The 26697-nt window shown below is 65.5% G+C and carries 28 protein-coding genes and 1 tRNA gene; 15 read left to right on the top strand and 14 right to left on the bottom strand.

What is annotated here, in order from left to right; genetic code table 11:
- Nucleotides 1-27 precede the first annotated feature (27 nt).
- Entirely contained in the window at nucleotides 28-1035 is a 1008-nt protein-coding gene (galE, locus tag M2333_RS14635) for a UDP-glucose 4-epimerase GalE (protein ID WP_264612255.1), read from the top strand.
- Between the two features lie 5 nt (nucleotides 1036-1040).
- On the opposite strand, the gene M2333_RS14630 is transcribed toward galE, so the two are convergent.
- Genes M2333_RS14630 through msrP form a run of 3 tightly spaced genes read right to left on the bottom strand, consistent with a single transcriptional unit; the run spans nucleotide 1041 to nucleotide 3551 of the window.
- A complete protein-coding gene (locus tag M2333_RS14630) occupies nucleotides 1041-1928 on the bottom strand; it encodes a CHAD domain-containing protein (protein WP_264612254.1) in 888 nt (295 codons plus the stop codon).
- 32 nt (nucleotides 1929-1960) lie between these two features.
- Nucleotides 1961-2608 (bottom strand): sulfite oxidase heme-binding subunit YedZ, encoded by a 648-nt coding sequence (locus tag M2333_RS14625; RefSeq protein WP_264612253.1) that lies wholly within the window; start codon nucleotides 2606-2608, stop codon nucleotides 1961-1963.
- A 4-nt stretch (nucleotides 2609-2612) separates the two neighbouring features.
- On the bottom strand, nucleotides 2613-3551 hold the full coding sequence (gene msrP / locus M2333_RS14620) for a protein-methionine-sulfoxide reductase catalytic subunit MsrP (protein ID WP_264612252.1): 939 nt from the start codon (nucleotides 3549-3551) through the stop codon (nucleotides 2613-2615).
- A gap of 151 nt (nucleotides 3552-3702) precedes the next feature.
- On the opposite strand from msrP, the gene lysA reads away from it, so the two are divergent.
- From lysA to M2333_RS14605, 3 genes are read left to right on the top strand one after another with little or no spacing between them, the layout of a single operon-like run.
- Nucleotides 3703-4965, top strand: a complete 1263-nt coding sequence (gene lysA / locus M2333_RS14615) for a diaminopimelate decarboxylase (RefSeq protein ID WP_264612251.1) — start codon at nucleotides 3703-3705, stop codon at nucleotides 4963-4965.
- A gap of 52 nt (nucleotides 4966-5017) precedes the next feature.
- Nucleotides 5018-5788 carry a siroheme synthase gene (locus M2333_RS14610; protein ID WP_264612250.1) on the top strand — a complete coding sequence of 257 codons (771 nt, stop codon included), beginning with the start codon at nucleotides 5018-5020 and terminating at the stop codon, nucleotides 5786-5788.
- Between the two features lie 49 nt (nucleotides 5789-5837).
- The gene (locus tag M2333_RS14605) at nucleotides 5838-6743 is read left to right on the top strand and encodes an SMP-30/gluconolactonase/LRE family protein (RefSeq protein WP_264612249.1); all 906 of its coding nucleotides are present in this window, start codon (nucleotides 5838-5840) and stop codon (nucleotides 6741-6743) included.
- Nucleotides 6744-6745: 2 nt separating this feature from the next.
- On the opposite strand, the gene M2333_RS14600 is transcribed toward M2333_RS14605, so the two are convergent.
- Complete coding sequence (locus M2333_RS14600) at nucleotides 6746-7015, bottom strand: hypothetical protein (protein WP_264585944.1); 270 nt, start codon at nucleotides 7013-7015, stop codon at nucleotides 6746-6748.
- A gap of 236 nt (nucleotides 7016-7251) precedes the next feature.
- On the opposite strand from M2333_RS14600, the gene ispG reads away from it, so the two are divergent.
- The 4 genes from ispG (at nucleotide 7252) to M2333_RS14580 (ending at nucleotide 11968) form a co-directional block, all read left to right on the top strand.
- Nucleotides 7252-8418, top strand: a complete 1167-nt coding sequence (ispG, locus tag M2333_RS14595; protein WP_264612248.1) for a flavodoxin-dependent (E)-4-hydroxy-3-methylbut-2-enyl-diphosphate synthase — start codon at nucleotides 7252-7254, stop codon at nucleotides 8416-8418.
- Nucleotides 8415-8732 (top strand): hypothetical protein, encoded by a 318-nt coding sequence (locus M2333_RS14590; protein ID WP_264612247.1) that lies wholly within the window; start codon nucleotides 8415-8417, stop codon nucleotides 8730-8732. The genes ispG and M2333_RS14590 overlap by 4 nt, the downstream gene beginning before the upstream one ends.
- A gap of 156 nt (nucleotides 8733-8888) precedes the next feature.
- The gene (locus M2333_RS14585) at nucleotides 8889-11219 is read left to right on the top strand and encodes a DNA translocase FtsK (protein ID WP_264612246.1); all 2331 of its coding nucleotides are present in this window, start codon (nucleotides 8889-8891) and stop codon (nucleotides 11217-11219) included.
- A 92-nt stretch (nucleotides 11220-11311) separates the two neighbouring features.
- Nucleotides 11312-11968 (top strand): LolA family protein, encoded by a 657-nt coding sequence (locus M2333_RS14580; protein WP_413716504.1) that lies wholly within the window; start codon nucleotides 11312-11314, stop codon nucleotides 11966-11968.
- A 72-nt stretch (nucleotides 11969-12040) separates the two neighbouring features.
- Here the strand turns inward: M2333_RS14580 and M2333_RS14575 are convergent.
- A tRNA-Gln gene (locus M2333_RS14575) sits at nucleotides 12041-12114 on the bottom strand.
- Nucleotides 12115-12272: 158 nt separating this feature from the next.
- Between M2333_RS14575 and M2333_RS14570 the strand changes: the two genes are divergently transcribed.
- From M2333_RS14570 to M2333_RS14560, 3 genes are all read left to right on the top strand, one after another.
- Nucleotides 12273-13343, top strand: a complete 1071-nt coding sequence (locus M2333_RS14570) for a Ppx/GppA phosphatase family protein (RefSeq protein ID WP_264593615.1) — start codon at nucleotides 12273-12275, stop codon at nucleotides 13341-13343.
- Nucleotides 13343-14014, top strand: a complete 672-nt coding sequence (locus M2333_RS14565; RefSeq protein ID WP_181561204.1) for an RlmE family RNA methyltransferase — start codon at nucleotides 13343-13345, stop codon at nucleotides 14012-14014. Before M2333_RS14570 ends, M2333_RS14565 begins: the two co-directional genes overlap by 1 nt.
- A gap of 148 nt (nucleotides 14015-14162) precedes the next feature.
- Nucleotides 14163-15479: an MFS transporter gene (locus tag M2333_RS14560; protein ID WP_181561203.1), complete on the top strand. Its 1317-nt coding sequence runs from the start codon at nucleotides 14163-14165 to the stop codon at nucleotides 15477-15479.
- 47 nt (nucleotides 15480-15526) lie between these two features.
- Here M2333_RS14560 and M2333_RS14555 read toward each other — a convergent pair whose 3' ends face one another.
- From M2333_RS14555 to ligA, 3 genes are all read right to left on the bottom strand, one after another.
- Complete coding sequence (locus M2333_RS14555; RefSeq protein WP_264583757.1) at nucleotides 15527-16636, bottom strand: 5-methyltetrahydropteroyltriglutamate--homocysteine S-methyltransferase; 1110 nt, start codon at nucleotides 16634-16636, stop codon at nucleotides 15527-15529.
- Between the two features lie 170 nt (nucleotides 16637-16806).
- Nucleotides 16807-17679 carry a class III extradiol dioxygenase subunit beta gene (locus M2333_RS14550; protein WP_264612245.1) on the bottom strand — a complete coding sequence of 291 codons (873 nt, stop codon included), beginning with the start codon at nucleotides 17677-17679 and terminating at the stop codon, nucleotides 16807-16809.
- 1 nt (nucleotide 17680) lies between these two features.
- Nucleotides 17681-18082: a protocatechuate 4,5-dioxygenase subunit alpha gene (gene ligA / locus M2333_RS14545; protein WP_264571743.1), complete on the bottom strand. Its 402-nt coding sequence runs from the start codon at nucleotides 18080-18082 to the stop codon at nucleotides 17681-17683.
- A 219-nt stretch (nucleotides 18083-18301) separates the two neighbouring features.
- Here ligA and M2333_RS14540 point away from each other — a divergent pair, with 219 nt between their 5' ends.
- Together M2333_RS14540 and M2333_RS14535 are read left to right on the top strand one after the other, a co-directional pair.
- Nucleotides 18302-19114, top strand: coding sequence for a hypothetical protein (locus M2333_RS14540; RefSeq protein WP_264612244.1), 813 nt, complete (start codon nucleotides 18302-18304; stop codon nucleotides 19112-19114).
- A 31-nt stretch (nucleotides 19115-19145) separates the two neighbouring features.
- The gene (locus M2333_RS14535) at nucleotides 19146-19274 is read left to right on the top strand and encodes a hypothetical protein (protein ID WP_264612243.1); all 129 of its coding nucleotides are present in this window, start codon (nucleotides 19146-19148) and stop codon (nucleotides 19272-19274) included.
- A 42-nt stretch (nucleotides 19275-19316) separates the two neighbouring features.
- On the opposite strand, the gene M2333_RS14530 is transcribed toward M2333_RS14535, so the two are convergent.
- The 6 genes from M2333_RS14530 to M2333_RS14505 all read right to left on the bottom strand — a co-directional run bounded on the left by M2333_RS14530 (nucleotide 19317) and on the right by M2333_RS14505 (nucleotide 25406).
- Nucleotides 19317-20276, bottom strand: coding sequence for an IS1595 family transposase (locus M2333_RS14530; RefSeq protein WP_264612242.1), 960 nt, complete (start codon nucleotides 20274-20276; stop codon nucleotides 19317-19319).
- A 185-nt stretch (nucleotides 20277-20461) separates the two neighbouring features.
- Nucleotides 20462-21703: an RluA family pseudouridine synthase gene (locus M2333_RS14525; RefSeq protein WP_264612241.1), complete on the bottom strand. Its 1242-nt coding sequence runs from the start codon at nucleotides 21701-21703 to the stop codon at nucleotides 20462-20464.
- On the bottom strand, nucleotides 21700-22086 hold the full coding sequence (gene crcB / locus M2333_RS14520) for a fluoride efflux transporter CrcB (protein WP_264592543.1): 387 nt from the start codon (nucleotides 22084-22086) through the stop codon (nucleotides 21700-21702). Before crcB ends, M2333_RS14525 begins: the two co-directional genes overlap by 4 nt.
- A gap of 71 nt (nucleotides 22087-22157) precedes the next feature.
- Nucleotides 22158-23483 carry a hypothetical protein gene (locus M2333_RS14515; protein ID WP_264612240.1) on the bottom strand — a complete coding sequence of 442 codons (1326 nt, stop codon included), beginning with the start codon at nucleotides 23481-23483 and terminating at the stop codon, nucleotides 22158-22160.
- Between the two features lie 62 nt (nucleotides 23484-23545).
- Nucleotides 23546-24454: an RNA polymerase sigma factor RpoH gene (gene rpoH, locus M2333_RS14510; RefSeq protein ID WP_181561196.1), complete on the bottom strand. Its 909-nt coding sequence runs from the start codon at nucleotides 24452-24454 to the stop codon at nucleotides 23546-23548.
- Nucleotides 24455-24506: 52 nt separating this feature from the next.
- Nucleotides 24507-25406, bottom strand: coding sequence for an RluA family pseudouridine synthase (locus M2333_RS14505; RefSeq protein WP_413716531.1), 900 nt, complete (start codon nucleotides 25404-25406; stop codon nucleotides 24507-24509).
- 70 nt (nucleotides 25407-25476) lie between these two features.
- Between M2333_RS14505 and M2333_RS14500 the strand changes: the two genes are divergently transcribed.
- Both M2333_RS14500 and M2333_RS14495 read left to right on the top strand, forming a co-directional pair.
- A complete protein-coding gene (locus M2333_RS14500) occupies nucleotides 25477-25971 on the top strand; it encodes a M67 family metallopeptidase (RefSeq protein WP_264571738.1) in 495 nt (164 codons plus the stop codon).
- 9 nt (nucleotides 25972-25980) lie between these two features.
- Nucleotides 25981-26634: a histidine phosphotransferase family protein gene (locus M2333_RS14495; RefSeq protein ID WP_181561590.1), complete on the top strand. Its 654-nt coding sequence runs from the start codon at nucleotides 25981-25983 to the stop codon at nucleotides 26632-26634.
- The last annotated feature ends 63 nt before the right edge of the window (nucleotides 26635-26697 follow it).

Below are 26697 nucleotides of genomic sequence, written 5' to 3'. Positions count from 1 at the left end.
GCGGCCCCACGCAGCAAGGACAATCCGATGACCGACAAGCCCACCATCCTCGTCACCGGCGGCGCCGGCTATATCGGCAGCCACGCCGTGCTGGCGCTGGTCGATGGTGGATGGCCGGTCGTCGTGGTCGATAATCTCACCACCGGCTTCCGCTGGGCCGTGCATGAGAATGCCGCGTTCGTGGAAGGCGACATTGGCGACACGGCTTTCATGGAAGGGGTGCTGCGGCAGCACGGCGTCAAGGGCATCATGCACTTTGCCGGGTCCATCATCGTGCCCGAATCGGTCGAGAATCCGCTCAAATATTACCGTAACAACACTGCCAACAGCCGCGCCCTCATCGAGGCGGCGGTGAACGCCGGCGTGCCGCATTTCATCTTTTCTTCCACCGCCGCCACCTACGGTATTCCGAAGGAAAGCCCGGTGCGCGAGGACAGCCCAAAGCAGCCGATCAATCCCTATGGCATGTCCAAGCTGATGACCGAGATCATGCTGGCGGACGTCGCCGCGGCCCATCCGCTCAATTTCTGCGCGCTGCGCTATTTCAACGTCGCCGGCGCTGACCCGCAGGGGCGGTCCGGCCAGTCGACAGCGGGTGCGACGCACCTCATCAAGGTCGCGGTGGAAGCGGCGCTGGGCAAGCGCGAGAGCGTGGCAGTGTTCGGCACGGATTTCGATACGCCGGATGGCACGGGCGTGCGCGATTATATCCATGTGAGCGATCTGGCTGCCGCGCATGTGCTGGCGCTTGAAGCGCTCATGGCCGAGCCGGAGCGCAATCTGACGATGAACTGCGGCTATGGTCGCGGCTTCTCGGTGCTCGACGTGCTCGACGCCGTGGACCGGGTCACAAACCGAAAGGTCGAGCGCCGCATCGAAGGCCGACGCGCTGGCGATCCGCCGGCGCTCATCTCCGACAACAGCCGCATCAAGGCCACCCTGCCCTGGCAACCCGCTTATGCGGATCTCAACACCATTGTCGATCACGCGCTGGCATGGGAGCGCAAGCTGTCGGACATCCGCGGCGACAGCTGAGCGGTTCAGCGCCGGCGCGGCGGGATAGCCCAGTTCGCGGCAAAGTCTGAGGGTTTCTCGGCGAACAACGCCTCGCCCGGCCGGGCGGCCTTGCGGGCAAGAGCCTCGGCGCGTTGGTGCGCCAGGGCAGCGAGTTGCGCCGCCGCAGCGGGGTCGGACAGCAATCCACCATCCTGAGGCAGGCGCGCGATCAGCATGTCGAGATCGTGCCGGTCGCCCAGTAGGTCGCCGAGACGATCGGTCCTGGTGAGGCGCCGCTTCGCGAGGTCCGGGTTCAACCGGCTCAGAAGGCGGATATGCTGGCCGTGATATTTGACGTGCTTGCGCCATGCATGACTGGCTTGCGCAGCAGCGGGGGTTCGGCTGACGGCCTCGAGCGCGCGCATCGCTTGCCGGGCCTGCCGATACGTCTTGCGCAAGCCCGGCAGGATCGCGTCCTCGCCCCGCGCGGTGAGCGCCCATGTCGGCGCGCGGACGCGGGCTGCGAGCAACGGCGCCCGACATGACTCGATCTGCTCGGCCATAGCCCCGGCAGCACCATGCCCCGGCGCTGCCCAATGTGAGCGCAGCATCGCCCAGTCCTGGCGCGCCTCGTCCGCATCGATCAGGCTATCCAGCGTCTCGATCAGCACCGCGCTGTCCCGCGCGCCGGAAAGCATTGCTGCGATATCCCGGAAGGCGGCATTTTCGGTTTGATAGGCTGGAAAGGCGGGGCGGACGAGCCGCAGCAGGCCGCGCATCGCCTTGCAGGTCCGCCGCAGCTGATGAACGATCCGAGCGGGCGGCGCCTCACCGCTGCGAAGGAGAGCGAGGGCCTCGTCCAGTCGCTCACACGCGATCCGGCGGAAACCCTCCTCCACGGATGTATCGGACGATCTGAACCGAAACGGCATGTCGCGCCCACCCCCTCGTGACGGGCCTGACGCTAAAGACTCGGGGCAGGTTGGTCCAGCTGGGATGCTGCGGAAGCCGGCCGCGCACGCCCTGCGCGCAGCCGCATGACCGCTCGCCAGCCGAGCAGCGCCGCCACGATCCCCCCGTAGATCAGCGGCGAGCGTGTATCGGCCTTTACCAGCAGGAAATAGTGCACGACGCCCATGATCGCGATGAGGTAGACAAGCTGGTGCAAGCGCCGCCATGCGCGCACGCGCATTTTGCGCCGGATGCGATTGGCGGAGGTGATCGCCAGCGGGACCAGCAGCACGAAGGCCGCCATGCCGATGGTGATATAAGGCCGCTTGACGATATCCGCGACGATGAACGACCAGCCGAACTGCTGGTCCACCGCCACATACATGATCAGATGCAGCGCCACATAGGCAAAGGCCCACAGGCCAATGCGGCGGCGATAGCGCAACAGCGCCGGCATTTTGAGCAGCTTGGCCAGTGGACTGATCGCCAGCGTAATGCACAAGAAGCGCAGGCCCCACAGGCCCAGCTCACGCAACACATATTCGATGGGATTGGCCGTGAGTCCACCGGTCAGGCCCTGCCAGACGAACAGCAGTAGGGGCGCCACGCACAGCAGCCAGATCAGCGCCGAGATCAGGCGATCGCGCGTCTTCCTGGTCATGCCGTCAGTAAAGCTTCTTGGGGTTCATGCCGCGATAGAGACTCGCAACCTGATCGCCATAGCCATTGAACGGCAGCGTCTTGCGGCGCAGCAGCTCGCCGATGCGCCGCTCACGCGCCTGCGACCAGCGAGGATGATCCACATCTGGGTTCACATTGCCGTAAAAGCCATATTCGTCGGGCGCGAGCATCTGCCAGCTGGTGCGCGGCTGGCGGTCGGTTAGCGTGATCCGCACGATCGACTTGATGCCCTTGAAGCCATATTTCCACGGCACGACCAAGCGAATGGGCGCGCCGTTCTGGCGGGGCAGCAGGCGGCCGTAGAGGCCCACCGAAAGCAGCGTGAGAGGATTCATCGCCTCATCCAGCCGCAAGCCTTCACGATAGGGCCAGTCGATCACGTTCCGGCGCTGGCCGGGCATCTGCTTGGGATCGTTGAGGGTCTGGAAAGCCACATATTTAGCGCTACCGAGCGGCTCCACCTCGCGCAGCAGCGCGGAGAGCGGAAAGCCGATCCATGGAATGACCATCGACCACGCCTCGACGCAGCGCATCCGGTAGATGCGCTCTTCCAGCGGAAAGCGGCGCACGATGTCTGAAATATCGAACTTACGCGGCTTCTGGCACAGGCCATCCACGGCGACGGTCCAGGGCGCGATTCGCAGGCTGCCGGCATTGGCCGCCGGGTCGCTCTTGTCGGTGCCGAACTCGTAGAAATTATTGTAGGTCGAGACGTCCGCAAAGGGCGTCGGCGTCTCGTCGATCTTCATTTTGTTGGGCGAGAACTTTACCGTCGCGGGCGCATCCGCCGCCATCGCCGCCGGCGCGATCAGTCCGGCGGCGCCGATGCCGGCCACACCGGCAATGAACTCGCGCCGGCGCAGATACAGCGCTTCATCGGTGACGTCGTTTTCGGTCAGTTCAGCGGATTGACGGATCAGCATGGCAAGACTCTCCTGCCCCCAGAGCCGGAACAATGCCTGCCCTTGGCTGCATGTGCAATGAACATGCCCATGGCCGAAGGGGCAATAACCCCTCCCGCCAGACGCAAAAGCCGGTTTCCATCCGCCGCACCAGCCTCTAGGGGCGCAGATCATGGATCATTTCGCTTACAAGGATGGCGTGCTGCACGCCGAAGACGTGCCGATGGCGGCGATTGCCGAGGCCGTCGGGACACCGGTCTACATCTATTCGCGCGCCACGCTGGAGCGCCATGCCCGCGTGTTCCGCGAGGCGCTGGCCGGCCTGCCCCGCAAGCACATCGCCTTTGCCATCAAGGCCAACCCCAATCTCTCCGTGCTGCGCGTACTGGCGCGCGAGGGTTATGGCGCGGATATCGTCTCGGGCGGCGAGATGCAGCGCGCGCTGGCGGCAGGGATGCCGGCCAAGGACATCGTCTTCTCCGGCGTCGGCAAGACCCGCGCCGAGCTGAGCGCGGCGCTGGAAGCCGGGATCGGCCAGTTCAACATCGAGCTGGAGGAGGAAGGCGCCGTTCTCGCCGAGATCGCGGCCGCGATGGGCAAGACCGCCGATGCCGTGCTGCGCGTCAACCCGGATGTCGATGCCGGCACGCACGCCAAGATTTCCACCGGCATGAAGGAAAACAAGTTCGGCGTCGCCATCGATCAGGCGGGCGGCATCTTCCAGCGGCTCTGCGCCCTGCCCGGCCTCAACCTGCGCGGCATCGCCACGCACATCGGTAGCCAGTTGTTCGACCTCGCCCCCCTTGAAGCCGCCTATGGCAAGATCGGCGCGCTGATGGGCGAACTCCGCGAGGCCGGCCACACCATCGACCGTATCGATCTGGGCGGCGGCCTGGGCGTGCCCTATGAACGCACGAAGGTGCCGCCGACGCCGGCCGATTATGGCGCAATGGTGGAGCGGGCGACCAAGGGCTGGGACGTCACGCTCTATTTCGAGCCGGGCCGCGTGATCGTCGGCAATGCCGGTGTGCTGCTCACCCGCGTTATCTGGGTGAAGCCCGGCGTCATCCGCCCCTATGTGATCGTCGATGCGGCCATGAACGATCTCGCCCGGCCCGCCATGTACGATGCCTTTCACGATTTCGAGGCTGTCGCGCCGACCGGCGAGCGGATCGTGGCCAACATCGCTGGCCCGGTCTGCGAGAGCGGCGACACCTTCGCGATGGCGCGCGATATCGACGTGGTGAAGACCGGCGATCTCGGCATCTTCCGCACCGCCGGTGCCTATGGCGCGACGATGGCGAGCACCTATAATTCGCGCGCGCTCGTGCCCGAAGTGATGGTGGATGGCGACCGGTTCGCCGTCGTTGCCGACCGCATCATGCCCGAAGCGATCATCGCCGCCGAGCGCCTGCCGGATTTTCTCAAGGACTGAGCATCGGCCGCAAGGGGCAGACGGACGGGCCCGGACCGGCTAGGAGAGCGCCATGCACAGCCTTCCGCTCTTCGTCACCCTGTCGGCCCAGCCGGTCATCCTGCTTGGCACTGGGGAGGCCGCGGACGCCAAGCGCCGGCTGATCGAGCGGGCCGGCGGCGTGCCGGTTGCGGACGAGAATGCCACTGCCCGCATCGCCTTCGTGGCGCTGGAGGATGAAACAGCCGCTCAAGCCGCCGCAGAGCGGCTGAAGGCACGCGGACTGCTGGTCAATGTCGTCGACCGGCCGGCGCTGTGCGATTTCACGACGCCCGCCATTGTCGACCGCGATCCGGTATTGATCGCCGTTTCCACGGGCGGCGCCTCCTCAGGGCTGGCCGCAGCCTTGCGCCAGCGGCTGGAGACGATCCTCCCTGCCCGGCTCGGCGCCCTCGCCAGCGCGCTCAATGCCGCCAAGGCCGCAATGCGGGAGGCCTGGCCCAATGCCCGCGACCGCCGCCGCGCGCTTGGCGAGGCGCTGGCGCCGGGCGGCATGCTCGACCCCTTCGGCACGCCTGCGGTGGACCCGTGGCTGGAAGCACGCATCGCGCCCGCCTCGCGCGCCGTGCATGTCATCGCCTTGCGCTCGGATGACCCGGATGACCTGACGGTTCGGGAAGCCCGCACGCTGGGCCAAGCCGACCGCATCCTGTTCGCCCCCGACACCCCGCCCGCCATTCTCGCCCGCGCCCGCGCCGACGCGGAACGCCTGCCGCTCAGCGCGGAAGAAGCCCCGCCCGAACTGCCGGGGCTGACCGTCTGGCTCGTCCCGGCCGAGGATTGATAGGCCTTTCCGCCGTGAGCGCCGGGAATACCGGCTCAGGAGATCGTTCATGACGTCACATCCCTCCGCCCCCGCAGCTTCGCCCGCCGTATCGGTCGCGCTCGATGCCCGCGCCGCGCTTGGCGAAGGGCCACGCTGGCACGCAGCCGAGCGCCGGCTCTATTGGGTGGATATCCTGCGCAATGAACTGCACCGCTTCGACCCAGAAACGGGCGCGGACGAGATGCGCGCCTTCGCCCAGCCGGTCGGCTGCTTCGCCTTCCGCGCAGCCGGTGGCTTGCTGCTGGCGATGAAAGACGGCCTCGCCATTCTGGCCGACTGGGGCTCCGAGCCGCAGCCCTTTGGCGATCAGATTCTCGCGGACAAGCCGGACCTGCGCTTCAATGATGGGCGGACGGATTCGGCCGGGCGGTTCTGGGTGGGCAGCGTCAACATGGCCAAGAGCGCGCATGATGCCGCGCTCTATCGCGTCGGCAGGGATGGGGCGATCGACCTGATCGAAGGCGGCATGCTCACCTGCAACGCGGCTGCCTTCAATGCGTCGGGGACGACCTTCTGCCACGCGAACACCCCCAGCCACGCCCTGCGCGCCTATGATGCCGATCCGGCGAGCGGCACGCTCTCCAACCGCCGCATCCTTCACCAGTTCGAGCACGGCACCGGGCGCCCCGATGGCGGATCGTTCGATGCAGAGGGTTGTTACTGGAGCGCCTTGTTCGAGGGTGGCCGGGTGGTGCGGCTCTCGCCCGAGGGCGAACTCCTCCAGACGGTGACACTGCCGGTCACCCGGCCGACCATGATCGCATTCGGGGGTGAGGATCGGCGCACCGCTTATGTCACCACGGCGCGGGCCGGGCTGGACGAGACGGCACTGGCGCGCGAGCCGCATGCGGGCGCGATTTTCAGCTTTCCCGTCGATGTGCCGGGTCTGCCCGAGGCGCCCTTTGGCGGCTAAGCTTAGGCTTTGCTGGCTCGCTTGGCGAAGCGGGTCACGAACACTGGTGGGCTGGTCGGGTAGCAGGCCTGTGCGAGCGGCAGCGCCGTTTCGCATACGGCGCACTGGGCGCTGAGCCGTCCGACATACCATTGGGTGCTGGCGCAATCGGGACAGTGATTGAGCTTGCCTGGCTCGTAGCGCGCGCCAATGGCCGTGCCATCGAATGGTTTGACGTGAATGCCCGGGTGACGAACGGCAGAGCTCAAAGCCTGCACAGGTGAATGCGCCATGTCACGATCCTTCCGGCGATGAAAACGTCCCGCGCGTTCGCGGGTTCCTGCCTATGCCAACGGCTCGGCGCATCCTGTCTCTTGTCGGGACGATTTACCGCGCGCGCCTGATCGCTACGCCCGCCCCCAAGGGCGGGCCGATCGGCGCAATCCCCCTCGCCTCTGTCACAGAGCGGGGCTATAAGCGCCCGTGATGATGACCGACCCCCGGACACGCCCCCTCTCCAAGGACAATCATGTCAGAGCATAATCCCGGCCTGCGCCCGTGGCGCGACATTGCGCGGCGCGAGTGCCGCCAGATCATGGTGGGCAACGTGCCGGTCGGCGGCGGCGCGCCCGTGACCGTGCAGACCATGACCAACACGCCTACCTCCGACGCGAAGGCGACGATCGACCAGATCCGCCGCTGCGAGGAAGCCGGCGTCGACCTCATCCGGGTCTCCTGCCCGGACGTGGAGAGCACGGCGGCGATGAAGCAGATCGTCCGCGCGGCCAAGGTGCCGATCATCGCGGACATTCATTTCCATTATAAACGCGCGCTGGAAGCGGCCGATGCGGGCGCGGCGTGCCTGCGAATCAACCCCGGCAATATCGGCTCTGCCGCGCGCGTGAAGGAAGTGGTGGATGCCGCCAAGGCCAATGGCTGCGCGATCCGCATCGGCGTCAATGCCGGCAGCCTCGAAAAGGACCTTCTGGAGAAATATGGCGAGCCCTGCCCCGAGGCTCTCGTGGAAAGCGCGCTCGACCATATCAAGCTGCTGCAGGACCAGGATTTTCACGACTACAAGGTCGCGGTGAAGGCAAGCGACGTGTTCCTGGCCGTCGCGGCCTATATGCAGCTTGCCGATGCAGTGGATTGCCCACTGCATTTGGGCATCACCGAGGCGGGCGGGCTGATCGGCGGCACGGTGAAGAGCGCCATTGGCATCGGCAACCTGCTGTGGGCCGGCATCGGCGATACGATCCGCGTCTCCCTCTCCGCCGAGCCGGAAGAGGAAGTCCGCGTCGGCTACGAGATTTTGAAGTCGCTCGGCATCCGCACGCGCGGCGTGCGCGTCGTCTCCTGCCCGAGTTGCGCGCGGCAGGGCTTCGACGTGATCCGCACCGTCGAGGCGCTGGAGAGCCGCCTGCAGCATATCAACACCCCCATCTCGCTCTCCGTGCTGGGCTGCGTGGTCAACGGGCCGGGCGAGGCGCGGGAGACCGACATCGGCCTCACCGGCGGCGGCAATGGCAAGCATATGGTCTATCTCTCCGGCGTGACCGATCACCACATCAACGATGCCCAGATGGTCGACCACATCGTCGCGCTGGTGGAAGCCAAGGCTGCCGAGATCGAAGCCGCCAAGATCGAGGCCGAGATGAGCGATGCCGGCAATGCCAGCGCCGTGGCGGCTGAATGACCGACCGGCCCGACATGGCCCCCTCCGCGCCGAGCCGTGATCTGCGCGCGCCGCAGACGCAGGCTGCCTCACGCGTCACAGGCGCAAGCGCCACGGGTGCAGTGGCGACCGGTGCGACGGCGACGGGGGCCTCCGCGACCGGCGCAGTTGCGGTCGGCGCCTTCGCGTTGGGCGCCCTCGCCATGGGCGCGATTGCCATCGGCGCGCTCGCCATCGGGCGGCTGCGCATCGGACAGGCCCGCATCAGCCGGCTGCGGATCGACACGCTGGAAATCGGGACCGCCATTCGCACCGGGGAAACGCCTCGCCGGTGAGGCTGGCAGTCCCGGCGCCTGCCGAAGCGCGCCCAGCATACCGAAAAACCGGGGACTCTTGACGCCGAGTCCGTGAAAGAGGATTGTCGCCGCGCGGAACATTTCGGGCACGGCGCGTGCGTGACCCCGCCGCGCCGGACGAAGGAGTGAGTGGCAATGGCAAGTCGGGCACCGATGAATCGGACCCCCGAATGGCAGGCGATGCTGCGCCGGAGCCTGATCCGCATCGGCACCTTTGCTGGCTCGGTCGGGCTGTACGCGCTGGCGCTGTTTCTGCTGCTAGCCCTGCTCAGCTACAAGGTGAGCGACCAAGCGCTGAACACCGCCGCCGGGCCGGAGACGCGCAATTTGATGGGCGCCGCCGGTGCCTGGGCAGCGGACATTCTCTTCACCTTCGCCGGCCTGCCTGCCTTGCTGTTGCTGCCCTTCATCCTCGTCTTCGCGCGGCGCCTGTGGGCAGACGCAGACATGAGCGGCTGGCAGGGCCAGATCGCCAAATGTCTCGGCGGCCTGCTGCTCATCGGCACCGGCCTGTGGATTGCCCAGCCCGAACCGCTGGTCGGGCTGCCGGCCCGCTGGGGCGGCGTCATCGGCTTCCTGTTCGCCCACGGCCTCACCGCCCTGACGGCGCGCCTTGGCGAAACCGCCGACCTCATTCTGCAATGGCTACTGCTGGCGGCGTTCATCGCGTCCGGCCTATGGCTGTGGGTCCGCAGCCTCGCGCTCGAAAAGCCGCTTTGGCACCTCGCCCGCCCCGCCCTGCCGCTGCTCTCCAGCCTTGGCTCCTTGCGAACGGCGAAAACCGGCAGCCTGGATGTCGCCGAGCCCGAACGCGACCCGCATCCCGAGCGCGAGGCGGAACCACGCCGCCCGGTGGACACCACCCCGCGCCAGCCGATCACCATCCAGTCGCCGAGCAGCGCCGCCATCCCCAAGGCGTTCGGCCCCGTCTCGGGACAGGAAGACCTGTTCGGCAATGGCGCGCTGCCATCTCCCGACCTGCTGTCGCCCGCGCCCGCCAGCGCGGTCAGCAAGATCGACCGGCCCGGCCTGGAGCGTAATGCGCGGCTGCTGGAAAGCGTGCTCGATGACTTCCACGTCAAGGGCGCGATCACCGAGGTGCGCCCCGGCCCCGTCGTCACCATGTATGAGCTTGAGCCAGCCCCCGGCATCAAGGCCAGCCGCGTCATCCAGCTCGCCGACGACATCGCCCGCAACATGTCCGCGCTCTCGGCGCGCGTCGCCACCATTCCGGGGCGGACGGTGATCGGCATCGAGCTGCCCAATGCTGACCGCGAATCCGTGGTGCTGCACCAGCTCATCACCAGCCAGCAGTTCGCCGAACAGAAGGGCGGCCTGCCCATCATCCTCGGCAAGAACATCTTCGGTGAGCCGGTGATCGCCGACCTCGCCGGTATGCCGCATCTGCTCGTCGCGGGTACGACCGGCTCGGGCAAGTCGGTCGGCCTCAACACCATGCTGCTCTCGCTGCTCTACCGGATGACGCCGGACGATCTGCGCCTGATCATGATCGACCCGAAGATGCTGGAACTGAGCATCTACGACAACATCCCGCATCTGCTCTCCCCGGTCGTCACCGAGCCGGCCAAGGCCATCCGCGCGCTCAAATGGGCGGTCGAGCAGATGGAGGATCGCTATCGCATGATGGCCTCCATCGGCGTGCGCAACCTGGCGGGCTATAATGAGAAGGTCCGCGGCGCCCGTGCCAAGGGCAAGTCCCTGGGCCGCCGCGTGCAGATCGGTTTCGATGAACAGACCCGCCAGCCGATCTACGAGGAGGAGGAGCTGGATTATCAGCCGCTGCCGCAGATCGTGGTGGTGGTCGACGAGCTGGCCGACCTGATGATGACGGCCGGCAAGGAAGTCGAATTCCTGATCCAGCGCCTCGCGCAGAAGGCGCGCGCGGCCGGCATCCACCTCATCCTCGCGACCCAGCGCCCCTCGGTCGACGTCATCACTGGCGTCATCAAGGCGAACCTGCCGACCCGCATCAGCTTCTTCGTCACCTCGAAGATCGACAGCCGCACCATCCTGGGCGAGCAGGGCGCCGAGCAGCTGCTGGGCAAAGGCGACATGCTCTACATGGCGAGCGGCAAGGGCCTGATGCGCGTCCACGGCCCGTTCGTGAGCGATGACGAGGTGCGCGGCGTCGCCGACCATTGGCGCTCCAAGGGCCAGCCCGATTACATTTCCGCGGTCACCGAGGAGCCGGAAGATGGCAGCTTCGCCCTCGATGGCGTCGATCTCGGCGATGACAGCGCTGATGCCAAGCTGTTCCGCAAGGCCTGCCAGCTCGTGTTCGAGAACCAGAAGGCCTCGACCAGCTGGCTCCAGCGCCAGATGCGCATCGGCTATAACAGCGCGGCGCGCCTGATCGAGCGGATGGAGAATGAAGGCATGGTCGGCGCACCCAACCATGTCGGCCGCCGGGAAGTGCTGCGCGACGAAATGGGCAATCCCAAGTAAGAGCGGCCCGTTGCCCCGCCGCCGGGCGCGGGAACGCGCTGCGGCGCGCGGCATTCAGTGGATATTCAACGGCAGGGACCTATCCGGGCGCGATGATCAGACTTCCCAAATTCACCCGGCGTTCCGCCATGCTCTCTCTGATGCTCAGCGCGCTCGCGGCACCGGCCTTGGTGCCGGCGAGCCCGGTTGCTGCGCAAGCCGCGCGGTCGAGCGATCTGGCGAGCGTCAGCACGGCGGTTCGCGGCATCACCACGCTGAGCGGCGACTTCACCCAGACCGACCGCAACGGGCAGGTGCAGAACGGCAAGCTGCTCTGGAAGCAGCCGGGCAAGATCCGCTTCGATTATGGCGCCGGCGATCTGCTCATCGTTGCCGACGGCAGCTCGCTCTACATGATCGACTATCAGGTTGCGCAGGTGCAGCGCTGGCCGATCCGCAATTCACCGCTCGGCGCATTGCTCGACCCCAAGCGCGACATCACCCGCTATGGCAAGATCGTCGATACCGGCGATCCGCGCGTCGTCTCAGTGGAAGTGCGTGACCCCCAGCACCCCGAATATGGCGTCATCACGCTCATCTTCACGCGCAAGGCAGGCGTGCCGGGCGGGCTCTCGCTCTATGGCTGGGTGGCGCTGGATGCGCAGGGCAACCGTACCAACATCCGCCTGAGCAACCTGAAATATGGCGCGCCCATTGCCGATTCGGCCTTCCGCTGGCGCGACCCGCGCGGAACCCGCGGCCCGCGCTGATCCGGCCGCGAAACCGGCGACCGGCCGCGCCGCCCCGAAAGGGGCGGACGCGGTCGCGATGATCTGAAAAGCTGGATGCCCCGCGAGGATTCGAACCTCGATTGACGGAGTCAGAGTCCGTAGTCTTACCTTTAGACGACGGGGCAAGAGCGGGCGCAGATAGGGCGCGGACTGCCTGCGGTCAAGGCGATTTTCCACCCTCATCGTTCGGAGCATGGCAGCCACCTTGCGTCGCCCGCCACGCACGTCTAGCGTGGTAGCAAGTCCCGGCGGAAGTCCCGCCGGAAGAGAAGGTCAAGAAGTCATGGCGCATAAGGCGACGCCCGCGCCGCGCATGGGGCAGGAGCCCGGCACACTGGTGTCCGCCGGGAGCGCGAAACAGAAGGCGCGATCCTTCAATCGTCCGCTGCCGCGCGGCAATCTCGCTGCGCTCGACCTCGGCACCAACAATTGCCGCCTGCTCATTGCGCGGCCGGATGGCGACCGCTTCGTGATCGTGGACGCCTTTTCCCGTATCGTGCGCCTTGGCGAAGGCCTTTCCGCCACCGGGCGCCTGTCGGACGCCGCGATCGACCGCACCTTGTCCGCCCTCTCCGTCTGCGCCGAGAAGCTGCGCCGCCGCCGCGTGGTCCTGGCGCGCTCTGTCGCGACCGAAGCCTGCCGGCAGGCAGAAAACGGGCGCGCCTTTGTCGACCGGGTGCAGCGCGAAACCGGGATCATGCTCGACATCATTTCTCCCCGCGAGGAAGCGCGGCTTGCGGTCCTCGGCTGCAAGGCGCTGCTGGAGCGCGGCGAAGGCCCGGCGCTCATCTTCGACATCGGCGGGGGCTCGACCGAGCTGGTGCTGCTCGATGGCGATGGCGACCAGTTGCGCATCGTCGACTGGCACAGCGCGCCGCACGGCGTCGTGTCGCTGGCGGAAGCCGTGGCGGGCTATGGCGACACCGCCAGCGAGCGCGCTGCGGCCTATGCCGAAATGCTCCGGCGGATGCGCGAAGCTTTTGCCGCCTTTGCCGAGCGACTGCCCAAGACCGGGCCGGTGCGCCTGCTCGGCACGTCCGGCACTGTCACCACGCTCGCCAGCGTCCATCTGGGCCTGCCCCGCTATGATCGCAAGGCGATCGACGGGCTGACCGTGCCGGCCGATGCCATGCGGGAAATCGCCGGCCGCCTCTCCACCATGAGCATAGCGGAGCGCATCGCCCAGCCCTGCATCGGCGACGAGCGCGCCGATCTGGTGGTGGCGGGCTGCGCCATCTTGGAAAGCATTCTCGACATCTGGCCGGCAGACCGGCTGGGCGTCGCCGACCGCGGTATTCGCGAAGGGATTCTCCGTGCGCTGACGGACAGCGCCTCAAGCCGGGACCTGGGATAATGGCCAGAGGTGACAAATCTGTCGGCACGCGCGTGCGCACGGCACGCGGGCGCACGGCCCAATCGACGCGCTGGCTGCAGCGCCAGTTGAACGACCCCTATGTGAAGCGGGCCAAGGCAGAGGGCTATCGCAGCCGCGCTGCCTACAAGCTGCTGGAGCTGGACGAGAAGTTCGGCCTGCTCAAGGATGTCCGCCATGTCGTCGATCTGGGCGCGGCGCCTGGCGGCTGGACGCAGGTGGTGCGAAAGGTGCTGCCCAAAGCGAAGGTGGTGGGCATCGACCTCTTGCCCATCGAGCCGCTGCCCGATGTGACGCTGCTCCAGATGGACTTCATGGCAGACGAAGCGCCCGACCAGTTGATCGCGGAACTGGGCGCCGCGCCGGATCTGGTCCTGTCGGACATGGCGGCCAACACGGTCGGCCACCAGCAGACGGACCATCTGCGCACCATGGGCCTGGTCGAAGCGGCCGCCGATTTCGCGATGCAGACTCTGCGGCCCGGCGGCGCCTTCGTCGCAAAGGTCTTTGCCGGCGGGACGGATGATGGCCTGCTGCGCCAGCTCAAGGCAGCCTTTCGCACCGTCAAGCACGCCAAGCCGCCATCCAGCCGCAAAGGGTCGGTGGAGTGGTTCGTCGTCGCGCAGGGGTTCAAGGGCCGGCAGGCGCCATAAAGACGGTTGTGCGGTTGACCCGGACCGCACAAGGGGACTAGCGCGATCTGGCCTGCCACTGCGCGGGCAAGCAGCGTCGCTCACCCGCATGGACATGCGACCAGACGCCGCGTCGGGCGTTGTGCCGGAACAGGATAGAGGAGGCGGCATGAGGTCAGGCGGCAATGGCATGTTTCGCTCCCTCTCCAACCGCAACTTCCGGCTGTGGGTCAGCACCAACCTCTTTTCCAACATCGGCACCTGGATGCAGGGCACGGCCCAGACATGGTTGGTGCTCACCGAACTGACCGATCATAGCGCCGGCGCGGTCGGCATTCTCACCGCGCTGCAGTTCCTGCCGCAGGTGCTGCTGGTGGCGGTGACCGGCTCGGTCGCCGACCATGTCGACCGGCGCAAGCTGCTCATCACGATCCAGTGCTTCCAGACCCTGTTGGCGCTCAGCCTTGGGGCCCTGATCATTTCCGGGCTGGCGGAGCTCTGGCACGTCTATATCTTCGGCTTTGCGCTTGGCTGCTGCATGGCGTTTGAGGCGCCCGCGCGGCACAGCTTCGTCTCCGATCTGGTGGGGGACGAGATCATTGGCAACGCGGTGGCCATGAACAGCACGGCCTTCCAGACCGCCCGCATGATCGGCCCGGCACTGGCGGGCCTGTGCATCGCGCTGGTGGGCACGGGCTGGGTGTTCGTGATCAATGGCCTGTCCTACCTGATCGTCACCACCGGCCTGCTCAATGTGCGGGTGACGCGGCATGCCCATGCGGCGGCGCAGCCGCGCGGGGTGAGCCGGCTGCTCGATGGCTTTCGCTATGTGGCCGGGCGACCGGACATTCGCACCGTGTTCCTGATGCTGTTCTTCTTCGGCACGCTGGGCATGAACTTCGGCATTTTCATCAGCGTGATGGCGGCGACCGTTTATCAGCAGGGTGCCAGCGAATATGGCTTGCTGACCTCCATCATGGCAATCGGCTCGGTCACCGGCGCCTTGCTCACAGCCCGGCGCGACCGGCCCCGGATGCATCACGCGGTCATCGGCACCTTCCTGTTCGGCTGTTTCATGACCGCCGCCGCGCTCTCGCCAAGCTATATCCTGTTCGGACTGGTGCTGATCGGCGTGGGCCTCGCGGCTCAGACATCGCTCACCTCATCCAACGGCTTCGTCCAGTTGGCGACGGACCGGGCGATGCGCGGGCGGGTGATGGCCATCTATGTCGCGATCACCTTGGGCGGCCTGCCGCTCGGCGCGCCGCTGATCGGCTGGGTCGCCGACACCTATGGCGCGCGCGCCGCGATGGGCGTGGGTGGCGCGGCCGGCTTTCTCTCCGCGGCGATTGGCCTCAGCTATCTGATCCGCGTGCGCAACCTGCGCTTCATCTGGGATGATGAAGGACCGCGCCTGCACATGAACCCGGACCCGCATCTGCGTGAGCCGGGCCCGGCGGTGCTACCGCCAGATCGGGCGCTTTAGGAGCGCCCACCCTCCCGCACGCGGCGGGAGGGTGGGCCTGGTCCTCGTCAGCCCCAGACCTCCTGGGCCACCTCGGCGACCAGCTCCATCTTCGCCTTCTGCTGGTCGAAGGCGATGTCATTGCCGTGGACGGTCGAGGCGAAGCCGCACTGCGGCGACAGGGCAAGCTGGTCGAGCGAGGCATATTTCGTCGCGTCGTCAATCCGACGCTTCACCTCGTCCTTGGTCTCCAGTTCACCCAGCTTGGTGGTGATCAGGCCGAGCACGACGATCTTACCCTTCGGCAGGAAGCGCAACGGCGCGAAGTCGCCCGAGCGCGCATCGTCATATTCGAGGAGGAAGGAGTCGATATCGACCTCATTGAACATGATTTCGGCGACCGGCTCATAGCCACCCTCGGCGGCCCAGCTGGAGCGGAAGTTGCCCCGGCACAGGTGCATCGCCGTGAACATGTCATCCGGCGCGGTGGCCAGCGCATCGTTGATCATCTTGGCATAATGGCGCGGCAGGTCATCGGGATCGAGGCCGCGCTTGCGGGCATTCTCGCGCTGCTTGTCATCGCACAGATAGGCCAGATTGGTATCGTCGAGCTGCAGATAGCGGCAGCCGGCATCGGCGAGATCGGCGACTTCCTCTTGATAGGCCGAGGCCACGTCCGCGAAGAAATCGGCCATGTCTGGATAGACCGCCTCGCTGATGCCTTCACGCCCGGCGCGGAAATGCAGCATGGTCGGCGAAGGAATGGTGACCTTGGGGGTCTCGCTCACCACGCTGGCGAGATACTCATAATCCGCGCGCTGGATGGGCTTGGCGTGGGCGATCTTGCCGGTCACCACCATTTTGGGCGGCGCGAAATGCACGTCCTTGCCGATCGCATTCTGGAACTGCACTTCCATGCCGCCCTGCTCCTCGATCCCGTCGAGTTGCAGCAGGAAGTCGGTGTGGAAGAATTTGCGGCGGAACTCGCCGTCCGTCACCGCCTTGACGCCGACGCTCTCCTGGAACGCCACGACATCGGCAATGGCCTTGTCCTCGATCGCGCGCAGAGCGGCAGCGTCGATCTTGCCGGCGGCATGATCGTGTCGGGCCTCGATAAGCGCCTGCGGGCGCAGGAAGCTGCCGACATGGTCGGCGCGGAAAGGGGGTTTGGACGTCATGGCAGTCTCCAGCTCCAACCGGCGCAACGCACGCCGTACGAAATCATCATATAAAGGATTCTTTATATATAGGAAGCTTTATGTGACAGACCGGCACGCTGGGCCGACAAACGAAAAAGCCCGGCGCAAGGCCGGGCTTTCCTGGGATGCTGTGAAGAGAGCGAAACCGCTCAAACGCGCACCTTCGCAGGCGCTTCCGCGATCTCCTTGGGCCGCAGCACGATGTGGCCGACGGCAGTGTTGGAGGCCGGGACATGATAAAAACGATGCAACGCCTCCACCTCGGCGCCGAGCGCGGCGCGCATGATGAGCCACATGATGAGCTCAATGCCCTCAGTGCCCGCCTCGCGCAGATATTCCAGCCGCGTGATGGCGCGCAGCTCATCGGTCTCGCCGACGAGCTTGTCCAGAAAGGCATTGTCGAACTCGGGATTGATCAGCCCGGCGCGCGGCCCCTGCAACTGATGGCTCATGCCGCCAGTGCCCCAGATCTGCACGTTGAGATCTTCGGGATAGGTCTCCACCGCGTAGCGGATCGCCTCGCCCAGCGCCCAACAGCGCGCGCCTGAGGGCGTAGGGAACTGCGTCACGTTCACCGCAAGCGGAATGACCTTGCACGGCCATTTGTCGACCTTGCCGAACATCAGGCTGAGCGGAACCGTGCAGCCATGGTCGACATCCATATTGTTCATCAGGGTCATGTCGAACTCGTCGATGACGAGTTGCTCGGCCATGTGCGCGGCCAGCTCGATATGTCCCTCGACAACCGGAACCTCGCGCTTGCCCCAGCCTTCGTCGGCCGGCTCGAATTCCTCTGCCATGCCGAGCGCGAAAGTCGGCACCACGTCCAGCATCATCGCGGAGGCATGATCATTGTAGCACAGGATGACGACGTCGGGCTTTTCTTCCTGCTCGAAGGTCTTCACCCACTCATAGCCATCGAAGATCGGCTTCCAGTAATCGTCCGTCGAGCGACCGGTGTCGAAGGCCGCGCCGATGGCCGGCACATGGCTGGTGGCAATGCCGGCAGTGATCCGTGCCATGTCAGTTGCCCTCCCGCTTGGAGCGCTGGCCAGTCGGCGAGCGACCGCCGGACCGCATCATCGCGGCATATTCGTCGGGCGTCATGTTGGTCATCGAGCTCACGGCACGCTGCGTGCTCCAGCCATCGGTATTGGAGAGCTTGACGAGGAAGTAGATGTTACCGCCCAGATCGATGAGCTTGCTGAAATCGCGATCCTGCACGGCGCGCTTCTGCTCTTCGCTCATCTTGAACTTGTCGAGATAGGCGCGCTCATGGTCCTTGAATTCGGCGCGATTGCCCGCGTCCATCAGCGACATGCAGAATTTATGCAGGTGATAGGCCTCACGCGAACGGCGGGCGTTGAACACGGTCGTGCCGGGAATGTCTTCCAGCTCGCTGAGCGGATAAAGGCGAGTGCGCATGGCGGACCTTTCGATCGGTCGAATGAAGAATATAATGGAAGGCCTGCGCCTTTCCAATGGCAGAGGCCCTTGTCATTGTGCGCCTGCGAAATCAAGCGGGGTGATGGGCGGAGGGCAGCAGACAGGCGATACCGCAGTGCAGAATCCTGCATGTGCCTAAACGGTTGACTGTCCAGTCCTCCTCTACCGTCACCCCGGACTTGATCGGGAGTGATATAGATGACAAAGCAGACTGATCCTGCTATGTTGGCGATCGATAGGCTGGCGCTAAAGAATACTATCCTAGGGGGTCTGCCTAATCAGGCCTTCGAACTCATTGATCGTGTGGCTCACGATTCCGGCAATCTGCGTGAGCGTTGGAACAACAGGCTCGTTCTCGAAAAGACTACCTTGAGCGAAGCTTACGCGAACGGACGTCTGGAGATCGTTCTGTACGGTAAAGCGCTTATCGTGGGTGATGAGCTTTCTTACGCGATTTGCATCTCCAAATGCTCCGCAGTCTCGGATAATGGCTCCTCCGACATTGGCGTTGAGACCGTCAATCGTAATGAACGCGATTGTCGGCAAGATGAGGTTATGTTTGTCGTCGTTGTCGAGGGAATGGAAGGACCAAAAAGGCTCGTTAACTCCGTTGGCAGGCCTTATTTTATCAAGAATCAACGCCTCGGCACCGGGGAGGGCCTTCTCTATCGCCGCGAACGCGGCGCTCAGCCCTTTGGGTCTATTGGTTATGAGGTCCTGCCGGTCTTTCCGCATTGGGAAATGCAGTTCGGCCTTGGGATCATGCGTCCGCGCAATACCCGTGCAGAGGTGGTCCAAGGCCCCTCTGAGGTTGTGTACGGCATCACCGATGCAAAGCGCGACCATCTGCGCAATTGGTTTCAGCGGGCGGTAAACCAAGCTAAAGCTGGCTGCCTGAGTATTTGGGGGGATGAAATCAGGCTCAACTTTGATAGTGTACCATTCTCGGCTCAGCGGCTCGGTCATGGCTCTGATCTCATCAATGTGGCGGTAGGCCCGCTCAACTTTTAGGCGCGGGCCATCAAGGATAGTGAGTTCAAGCATGCCAGACACCGATGAACAGCAAGAGGATGACGTGCTGCGCCGGATGCTCAGCACCCCGCCTAAGCCGCATAAACCGGCGAAAGAGTCGAGTCAGAAAGAGAAATCCGACAAGGATCAGCGCAAGTAACGCTTGCGCTTCTCCCCGCGTTTTTTGGGAGGGCCGACCTTCTTAGGCGGCGACTTGACCAGTCCGCCGATAGGTAAGGCGCTTGCCAGTGATGCCTCTCAGAGCAGTCATGCAGCGCTCGAAATCCGTATCCTTGCGGGTGTTGTAACGGAAATCGAACTCGACGCAGTAGCGATGCAGGTGCGCCGCGCTCAGGTGGTAATAGGTGCCTGTGATGCCGCGCTTTAGGATCGAGAAGTATCCTTCAACCGTGTTTGTATGGGCTTTACCACGCACATACTCATCCTTGCCGTGGTTCACGACTTCATGAGTGAAATCGCGGTTCATGTGGCGGTATTGGCCGGCGTCGTCAGTGTAGAGAGTCGTAGCCTTATCGACCTGCGAAACGAGGATCGGACGTAGGTTGGCGGCGGTCACGCTCTGAACGTGGGTTGAGCAAACCTTGCCGTCACGCTCGACAAGCGTGAACACCGTTTCCTTGCCCCAGCTACCGCCAAGGCGACGGCCAGCGCGCTTGCTTTTGTGACGGTTCTTTTCCTTGCCGCCGATGAATGTCTCATCTGCCTCGACGGCCTTACCCTCGCCACCGAGAGGCGGCTCGCCTTCCGTGGGGCGCATGGCCTCACGAATACGATGCGACATGAACCATGCGGTCTTTTGCGTCACGCCGAGCATACGGGCCAACTGGTGGCCCGAAATGCCGCGCTTGGACGAGCAAAGCAGGAAGGTTGCCAGCACCCATTTGTGGAGGCCGATCTTGCTGCTCTCAAAGACCGTGCCGACAGTCACCGAGTATTGCTCGCGGCAATCGTTGCACTGGATCACGCCAGAGCGGATCGCGCCTTCAGGGTGCGCCTTGGTAGGACGGCCACGCTGCGCAGGAAGCCGCGTTGCATTGAACGAGCCGCAATGGGGGCAGAATGGACCTTCCGGCCAACGCAGAGCCTCAAGATGCTCGCGGGCTTTGTCGGGATCGTTGAAGCGGGGCGCGGTGATATCCATGCACCCTGACTATGGCATCAGGCCTGCTTTGTCAAGTATATCATTCCCGACTTGATCCGGGGTCTCGCTGCTCTTGTTGGACCTATCAAAGCTTGAGTGCAGTGTGACGGCGAAAAGGAAGATAGCTGGACCCCGGATCAAGTCCGGGGTGACAGCGGTGTCTCAGCGTATAAAGGCTTTTGTCTTTAATCCCGCCCCGGCTTGCGCGACCCTGCGCCGCCGGTAGGCCGCTTGGCACCCGGGCGCGCGGCCGGCCCCGCCGGCTTGCCGCCCTTGCCGCGCGGCTTGGGCGGGCCCTTGAAGCGCTCGGGCTTGTCCGGTGCGCTGCGGGAGCGGCGTTCCCCACGGCGGGCCTTGCGCATGTCCTTGGCGTGGGCGGTCGACGCACGCTTGTCGGCGGCCTTGCGGTCGGAGGCGGTCGGCTGGATGTCGATCTCGAGCGAGAGATCGCCCTCGTTCACGTCGAAGCCCAGGCTCGCCAGCGTCTCGGCGAAATGGAAGGGCGGCTCGGCCTTCACATCGAGCGGGGAGCCATCGGGATGGTCGATGCGGATGCGCCGGGCGTGCAGGTGCATCTTGCGGCTGATCGATCCGCTAAGGAATGCCTCCTTGCCGCCATATTTGCCGTCGCCCACGATGGGGTGGCCGATCTCGGCCATATGGACACGCAGCTGATGGGTGCGGCCGGTGTGCGGCTGCAACTCCACCCAGGCGGCGCGGTTGCCGGCGCGCTCGATCACCCGGTAGCGCGTGCGGGCGGGCAGGCCGTCCTTCTCATCGAAATGCATCTTCTCCCCGCCGGTGCCCGGCTGCTTGGCGAGCGGCAGGTCGATGAAGCCGTCCGAGACGGAGGGCACGCCCATCACGATGGCCCAATAGACCTTGCGCGCTGTGCGGGACGAGAAGCTCTTGGCGAAATGTGCGGCGCTGCGCGAGGTGCGGGCGAGCAGCAGCGCACCGCTGGTGTCCTTGTCCAGCCGGTGGACGAGGCGCGGCCGATCGTCCCGCTCGAACATCAAAGCATCGAGCAGTCCATCGACATGCTCGTGCGTCTTGGTGCCGCCCTGCGTGGCAAGGCCCGGCGGCTTGTTGATGACGATGGCCTGCGCGTCGCGATGAATGACCAGACCCTCGGCAAAGTTGATCTGATCCTCGGTCAGGATGGGGCGCGGGCGTGGTGCCTTGCCCGCTTCCTTGGCCGCAGCGACATCGAGCGGGGGCACGCGCAAGGTCTGCCCCTCGGCAATGCGGTCGCCCGGCGTCGCGCGGGCCCCGTCGACGCGCAATTGCCCGGTCCGCGCCCAACGCGAAACGATGGCGAAGCTGGCTTCCGGCATGTGGCGCTTGAACCAGCGGTCGAGGCGGATGCCATCGTCCTCGGCGCGCACGGTGAACTGGCGTACGCCAGCAAGATCGGTCTTGCTCATGCCGTGGCACTCCGCATGAGGGTAAGGCCAAGCGCCAGCGCGCCGATGGAGGCTGCAACGGAGAGCAGCACATAGCCGAGCGCGTTCAGCGCTTCGCCGCGCTCGATCATCAGCATCGTCTCCAGGCTGAAGGCGGAAAAGGTGGTGAAGCCGCCGAGTACGCCCACGGCGACCAGGAGCCGGATCTGCTCGCCCTGCTGGCCCTGATAGCGCGCGGCCAGCCAGCCCGCGACAAGGCCCATGGCCAGCCCGCCCAGCACATTGGCGGCGAGCGTGCCCCATGGGTAGCCCGGCCCCATGATGCGCAGGCTCGCGCGTCCCAACTGGTAGCGCAGGGCCGCACCGATGGCGCCGCCGATCATCACGAGAACTGTATTGAGCATGGTCCACGCCCTAGCCGCTTTTGCGCAACAGGCAAATGGGCGTTCGCTGCGAGGCTGCGCCGGGGGCTTGCTCAGTCAGGTTGTGCCAGCAATCCATCCCGCGCCAGTGTCCGGTCGATCTCGGCAACGAGCCTTTTGTAGCGCGGGTCTTGGACGCTGCCGTAGCGCGCGGCGAAGGCGGCATCGCTCAGCCCCTCGTCGTTCTGAAGCAGGGCAGGCGGCAGCAGTCGTTCCTGCGTCGCGGTCGCCAGGCGTTGCGCCACGTCCTGCGCCCGGCGCGGATCGCCAGCGGCCCGCGCGATCTGGAAGCCAGAGCGATCCGCCGCCAGATCGACGAAGGAGAAGCCCGAGGCGGTGCCGGTCTGGAACGCCGACGCGGCAGAGAGGCTGTCCGCCAGTTCCTTCCATTCGCCCATCGCCGATGAAAACTGCACACCGGCCTGCGCAGCCAGCGCAGCGGACAGCGCCCAATGCTTGGGGAGGTCGTCCCGGACATGGAGCGTGATTGCCGTCGCGGGCGACGGACAGCGGCGCGTGGCGCTCGGCTCCAGCCCGGCTAGTTGCCCGGCGCGCGGATCGACCACCAGCATCGCCAGCGCCACAAAGCCCGCGCGATTCGTTTCCGCCGTCGCGGCTTGGCCCGGGGGGAAAGCGCGGCGGACCTGTATGGCGAAGTCGCTCTGCGGATCGCGCGCTTGCAGCGCCACCAACGCGCAATAGCGATCCAGCACCTGCGCGCCGTCGATCGCGTCACCGCCGGTAAACTGATCGAGCAGGCCGGTCTTGGGCGGCAGCTGCACCGCCGCCATCACCGCGCCATTGCGAATGGAAAAGCGCTGGACGACCGTGTCGAGCGGCGGAATCACGGCGCCGCGCAGGCGCAGCAGCTGACGCAACCCCTCCAGCAGCAGCCGAGTCGGATATGCCGGCAACGAGACCGCGCCGATGCGCGCCTCTACTTCGGGAAATCCGTTACTCGGGGCGCTTACGACCAGACCGACATTCAGCCAGCGCCCGAGCGGAAGGGCATGGCTCGCAGCCACATGGAGCCGTTCCTCGTGGAGATAGAGGTTGAGCCGGTCAGGGCGGAAACCATGAGTTGCGAGGGCGCTCAAGCCATCGAGATGAGTGGGCGTGAGCGTAAGCAGGCTGACACCGCCGGGCCGCTGCCTGCTGGCCTGCAACTGCTCGATTGCGGCCCGACCGGCACCGACCTGCAGAGGCGTTGGCGTTGGGCGGGCGTCGGCAAGGGGCGCGCTGCTGGTAAACAGCACCGCGCCGATGAGCACCGGGAGGACGAACAGGACAAAGAGGATCGCCAGAACACGCCAGACCTGCTCCCGCGGGCTACGGCCTGCCAATCCCATCCACGAGCCAGAGGCACGCTTGCGCTGCATCGCGTCCCCTATTCGTTACGACTGCCCCTTCGCCTAGGCGACGAGCGCAATCCGCAGACTCGTCAGCCGGCTACCGTCATCAAGCGCTTTTCGCCGGCGATCCGCAACATGGCGCGCTGCAGTTTCTCGAACGCCCGAACCTCGATCTGGCGCACGCGCTCGCGGCTGACGCCATAGACCTGGCTCAGCTCCTCGAGCGTCTTGGGCTCCTCCGCGAGGCGCCGCTCCTGCAGGATATGCCGTTCGCGGTCATTGAGGTCGTCCATCGCATCGAGCAGCATGTCGTGCCGCACGTCGCTTTCCTGCGCGTCGGCAATCCGCTCATCCTGCAAAGGCCCTTCATCCGCCAGCCAGTCCTGCCACTGCCCTTCGCCGTCATCGTTCATCGAGACGTTAAGGGAGGTGTCGCCGCCCATGGCCATGCGGCGGTTCATCGAGATGACATCATCTTCCGAGACGCCGAGATCGGTCGCGATCTTCGTCACATCCTCGGGGCGCAGATCGCCATCCTCGAAGGCTTCGATCTGGTTCTTCATGCGGCGGAGGTTGAAGAACAGCTTCTTCTGCGCCGCCGTGGTGCCGATCTTCACAAGGCTCCACGAGCGCAGGATGAATTCCTGGATCGACGCGCGAATCCACCACATCGCATAGGTCGCGAGGCGGAAGCCCCGGTCCGGTTCGAATTTCTTCACGCCCTGCATCAGGCCGATATTGCCCTCGGAGATCAGCTCGGAGACGGGCAGACCATAGCCGCGATAGCCCATGGCGATCTTCGCCACGAGTCGCAGATGGCTCGTCACCAGCCGCGCCGCAGCCTCCGGATCGCCATGCTCCTGATAGCGCTTGGCGAGCATATACTCCTCCTCGGGCTTGAGGAGCGGGAACTTGCGAATCTCCGACAGATAGCGGTTCAGGCTTGCATCGCCGCCAAGCGCAGGGATCGTTGCAGGGAGATTACTGCCGTTACTCACGAAACTTCATCCTTCTGGAGCGCGCAAACAAGAAGGGGCATCGCGCTCATCCTTATACGCAAAGATGGCTGAACAGTTGCTGCATGTCATCCGTAATCGGGCTTTCAAAGCTGAGAGGCTGGCTTGTGACCGGGTGGATGAAGCCGAGCCGGGCCGCATGAAGCGCCTGACGATGGAAGCCAAGTTCGGCGAGCAGCGCCTTGTGGATGCCGCCGCGGGCATAGACAGGATCGCCCAGCAGCGGGTGACCGAGATGGGCCATGTGCACGCGCACCTGATGGGTCCGCCCCGTCTCCAGCCGGCATTCGATCAGCGCCGCCCGATCCAGTCGCTCGAGCGTGCGATAATGGGTGATGGCGTGCTTGCCGCGCCCCTCGCGCTGCACCGCCATCTTCTTGCGATCCGCATCCGAACGGCCGATCCACTGATCGACTTTGCCGGAAGGCGGCGTAGGCCGCCCCTGCACGATGGCGAGATAGCGCCGGTCGATACTGTGATCCTTGAACTGGCGGGCCAATCCCTCATGTGCCTGATCGGTCTTGGCGACGACGAGCAGACCGGAGGTATCCTTGTCGATGCGGTGGACGATGCCGGGCCGCGCGACCCCGCCAATGCCGGAAAGCTGCCCGGCGCAATGGTGGAGCAAGGCATTGACCAGCGTGCCATCCGGATTGCCGGCAGCGGGATGCACGACCATGCCCGCCGGCTTGTCCACCACGATCAGATGCGCATCCTCATGGGCGATCACCAGATCGATCGCCTGCGGCTGCGCCTCGGCGGGCGTCGCCTCCGGGATCTCTACGGCAAAGGCCATGTCGGCCTTCACCTTATAGGCTGGATCAGCCGCCGGGCGGCCGTCCGGCCCGGTCACCTGACCTGCCAGGATCAACGCCTTCACGCGCTCGCGCGACAGGTCTGGCAGCACGCTCGCAAGCGCGCGATCCAGTCTCATGCCGTGCTCGGCCTGCGTGATCAGCGCCGTAATGCTGGTAACCCCCGTTTCCACGGCCTAATATCTGGGGATGGCCGTGCACATATCAAGACCGCTGCGCGATGCGATCCGCGCGCAGGCGAAGGCTGCCGCCCCGCTAGAATGCTGCGGCCTCCTCCTGGGCCAGCGCCTGGCTGGCGCGGACGGCGGGACGACCGACATCGCCATCACCGAACTTCGCGCTGCCGCCAATGTCGCAAACCAGCCCGAGCACCGCTTCGAAGTCGATCCGGCCGTGCTCATCGCCGCGCATCGCGAGGCGCGCCAGGGCGGACCGGCCATTGTCGGCCATTATCATTCGCATCCCCATGGCGAGGCCGTCCCCTCGGCGGTCGATGCGGCCATGGCGGGGGCAGCGGGCGAGATCTGGCTGCTCCTCGACGCGCGCGGCGACCTTCTGGCCTGGCAGGTTGTCGCGTCAGGCCGCATCCATGGCGTTTTCGATCCCGTCGAACTGGTCGGTTCGCCGCATGGGCGGCTTGCACCCGCGCGCCCGCAGCGCCATGAGGGCACGGCCATCGCCTGAAGAGAGGATATCCCCGTCTTGGTCAAATCCACCGCGTCCGACTCCATCGATTTCGCCAGCCTGCTCTGCTCTCGCCTGTGCCATGATCTGCTCAGCCCCGTCGGCGCGCTCAACAACGGCATCGAGCTGCTTGCCGATGAGACCGACCCGCGGATGCGCGAGCAATGCCTCACGCTGCTGGCGGACAGCGCCCGGACGACGGCGGGCAAGCTCAAATTCTTCCGCTTGGCCTTCGGAGCCGGGGGCGGATATGGCGAGGCCATTCCCGTGCATGAGATCCGTTCTGCCGTGGAAGGCATGTTTCCGCCCGGCGGCAAGATCTCGCTCGACTGGATGATCGCCGGGGACAGCCTCTCCAAGCCGGCCGCCAAGCTGCTGCTCAATCTGGTGCTGTTGACCGGCGAAGCCCTGCCGCGCGGCGGCGTGATCGCCATCGGCGCGGAACAGCAGGGCGGATCGACCGAGATCGCGGTGCGCGGCGAAGGCACGCGCATCACCTTCGACCCCGCCATTCGCGCCGGGCTGGAAGGGCATGGCGATCTGACCACCCGCACGGCCGCAGCCGTGATGATCCGCACGGTGGCGACCGAAGCGGGCGGCGAGCTGATGATCTCGGGCGCTGATGAGCCCCACCTGCTGTTCGGCGCGCGCCTGCCGGCTTGATCCCGCCTGTGTGAGAGCCCGACCGGCAGGTCTTAACCGGGCTTTCACGACTTGGCCCCAAAG

It is taken from the genome of Sphingobium sp. B11D3B (genome assembly GCF_025961735.1).
Classification (GTDB): domain Bacteria; phylum Pseudomonadota; class Alphaproteobacteria; order Sphingomonadales; family Sphingomonadaceae; genus Sphingobium.
The sequence above is the reverse complement of the archived record's forward strand: the minus strand, read 5'-3'. Positions and strand labels throughout refer to the sequence as shown.

Excerpts from the sequence above, each read along its gene's own strand:
- galE (WP_264612255.1), top strand. The coding sequence starts at position 28 with ATGACCGACAAGCCCACCATCCTCGTCACCGGCGGCGCCGGCTATATC.
- M2333_RS14630 (WP_264612254.1), bottom strand. The coding sequence starts at position 1,928 with ATGCCGTTTCGGTTCAGATCGTCCGATACATCCGTGGAGGAGGGTTTC.
- M2333_RS14625 (WP_264612253.1), bottom strand. The coding sequence starts at position 2,608 with ATGACCAGGAAGACGCGCGATCGCCTGATCTCGGCGCTGATCTGGCTG.
- msrP (WP_264612252.1), bottom strand. The coding sequence starts at position 3,551 with ATGCTGATCCGTCAATCCGCTGAACTGACCGAAAACGACGTCACCGAT.
- lysA (WP_264612251.1), top strand. The coding sequence starts at position 3,703 with ATGGATCATTTCGCTTACAAGGATGGCGTGCTGCACGCCGAAGACGTG.
- M2333_RS14610 (WP_264612250.1), top strand. The coding sequence starts at position 5,018 with ATGCACAGCCTTCCGCTCTTCGTCACCCTGTCGGCCCAGCCGGTCATC.
- M2333_RS14605 (WP_264612249.1), top strand. The coding sequence starts at position 5,838 with ATGACGTCACATCCCTCCGCCCCCGCAGCTTCGCCCGCCGTATCGGTC.
- M2333_RS14600 (WP_264585944.1), bottom strand. The coding sequence starts at position 7,015 with ATGGCGCATTCACCTGTGCAGGCTTTGAGCTCTGCCGTTCGTCACCCG.
- ispG (WP_264612248.1), top strand. The coding sequence starts at position 7,252 with ATGTCAGAGCATAATCCCGGCCTGCGCCCGTGGCGCGACATTGCGCGG.
- M2333_RS14590 (WP_264612247.1), top strand. The coding sequence starts at position 8,415 with ATGACCGACCGGCCCGACATGGCCCCCTCCGCGCCGAGCCGTGATCTG.
- M2333_RS14585 (WP_264612246.1), top strand. The coding sequence starts at position 8,889 with ATGGCAAGTCGGGCACCGATGAATCGGACCCCCGAATGGCAGGCGATG.
- M2333_RS14580 (WP_413716504.1), top strand. The coding sequence starts at position 11,312 with ATGATCAGACTTCCCAAATTCACCCGGCGTTCCGCCATGCTCTCTCTG.
- M2333_RS14570 (WP_264593615.1), top strand. The coding sequence starts at position 12,273 with ATGGCGCATAAGGCGACGCCCGCGCCGCGCATGGGGCAGGAGCCCGGC.
- M2333_RS14565 (WP_181561204.1), top strand. The coding sequence starts at position 13,343 with ATGGCCAGAGGTGACAAATCTGTCGGCACGCGCGTGCGCACGGCACGC.
- M2333_RS14560 (WP_181561203.1), top strand. The coding sequence starts at position 14,163 with ATGAGGTCAGGCGGCAATGGCATGTTTCGCTCCCTCTCCAACCGCAAC.
- M2333_RS14555 (WP_264583757.1), bottom strand. The coding sequence starts at position 16,636 with ATGACGTCCAAACCCCCTTTCCGCGCCGACCATGTCGGCAGCTTCCTG.
- M2333_RS14550 (WP_264612245.1), bottom strand. The coding sequence starts at position 17,679 with ATGGCACGGATCACTGCCGGCATTGCCACCAGCCATGTGCCGGCCATC.
- ligA (WP_264571743.1), bottom strand. The coding sequence starts at position 18,082 with ATGCGCACTCGCCTTTATCCGCTCAGCGAGCTGGAAGACATTCCCGGC.
- M2333_RS14540 (WP_264612244.1), top strand. The coding sequence starts at position 18,302 with ATGACAAAGCAGACTGATCCTGCTATGTTGGCGATCGATAGGCTGGCG.
- M2333_RS14535 (WP_264612243.1), top strand. The coding sequence starts at position 19,146 with ATGCCAGACACCGATGAACAGCAAGAGGATGACGTGCTGCGCCGGATG.
- M2333_RS14530 (WP_264612242.1), bottom strand. The coding sequence starts at position 20,276 with ATGGATATCACCGCGCCCCGCTTCAACGATCCCGACAAAGCCCGCGAG.
- M2333_RS14525 (WP_264612241.1), bottom strand. The coding sequence starts at position 21,703 with ATGAGCAAGACCGATCTTGCTGGCGTACGCCAGTTCACCGTGCGCGCC.
- crcB (WP_264592543.1), bottom strand. The coding sequence starts at position 22,086 with ATGCTCAATACAGTTCTCGTGATGATCGGCGGCGCCATCGGTGCGGCC.
- M2333_RS14515 (WP_264612240.1), bottom strand. The coding sequence starts at position 23,483 with ATGCAGCGCAAGCGTGCCTCTGGCTCGTGGATGGGATTGGCAGGCCGT.
- M2333_RS14505 (WP_413716531.1), bottom strand. The coding sequence starts at position 25,406 with ATGAGACTGGATCGCGCGCTTGCGAGCGTGCTGCCAGACCTGTCGCGC.
- M2333_RS14500 (WP_264571738.1), top strand. The coding sequence starts at position 25,477 with ATGGCCGTGCACATATCAAGACCGCTGCGCGATGCGATCCGCGCGCAG.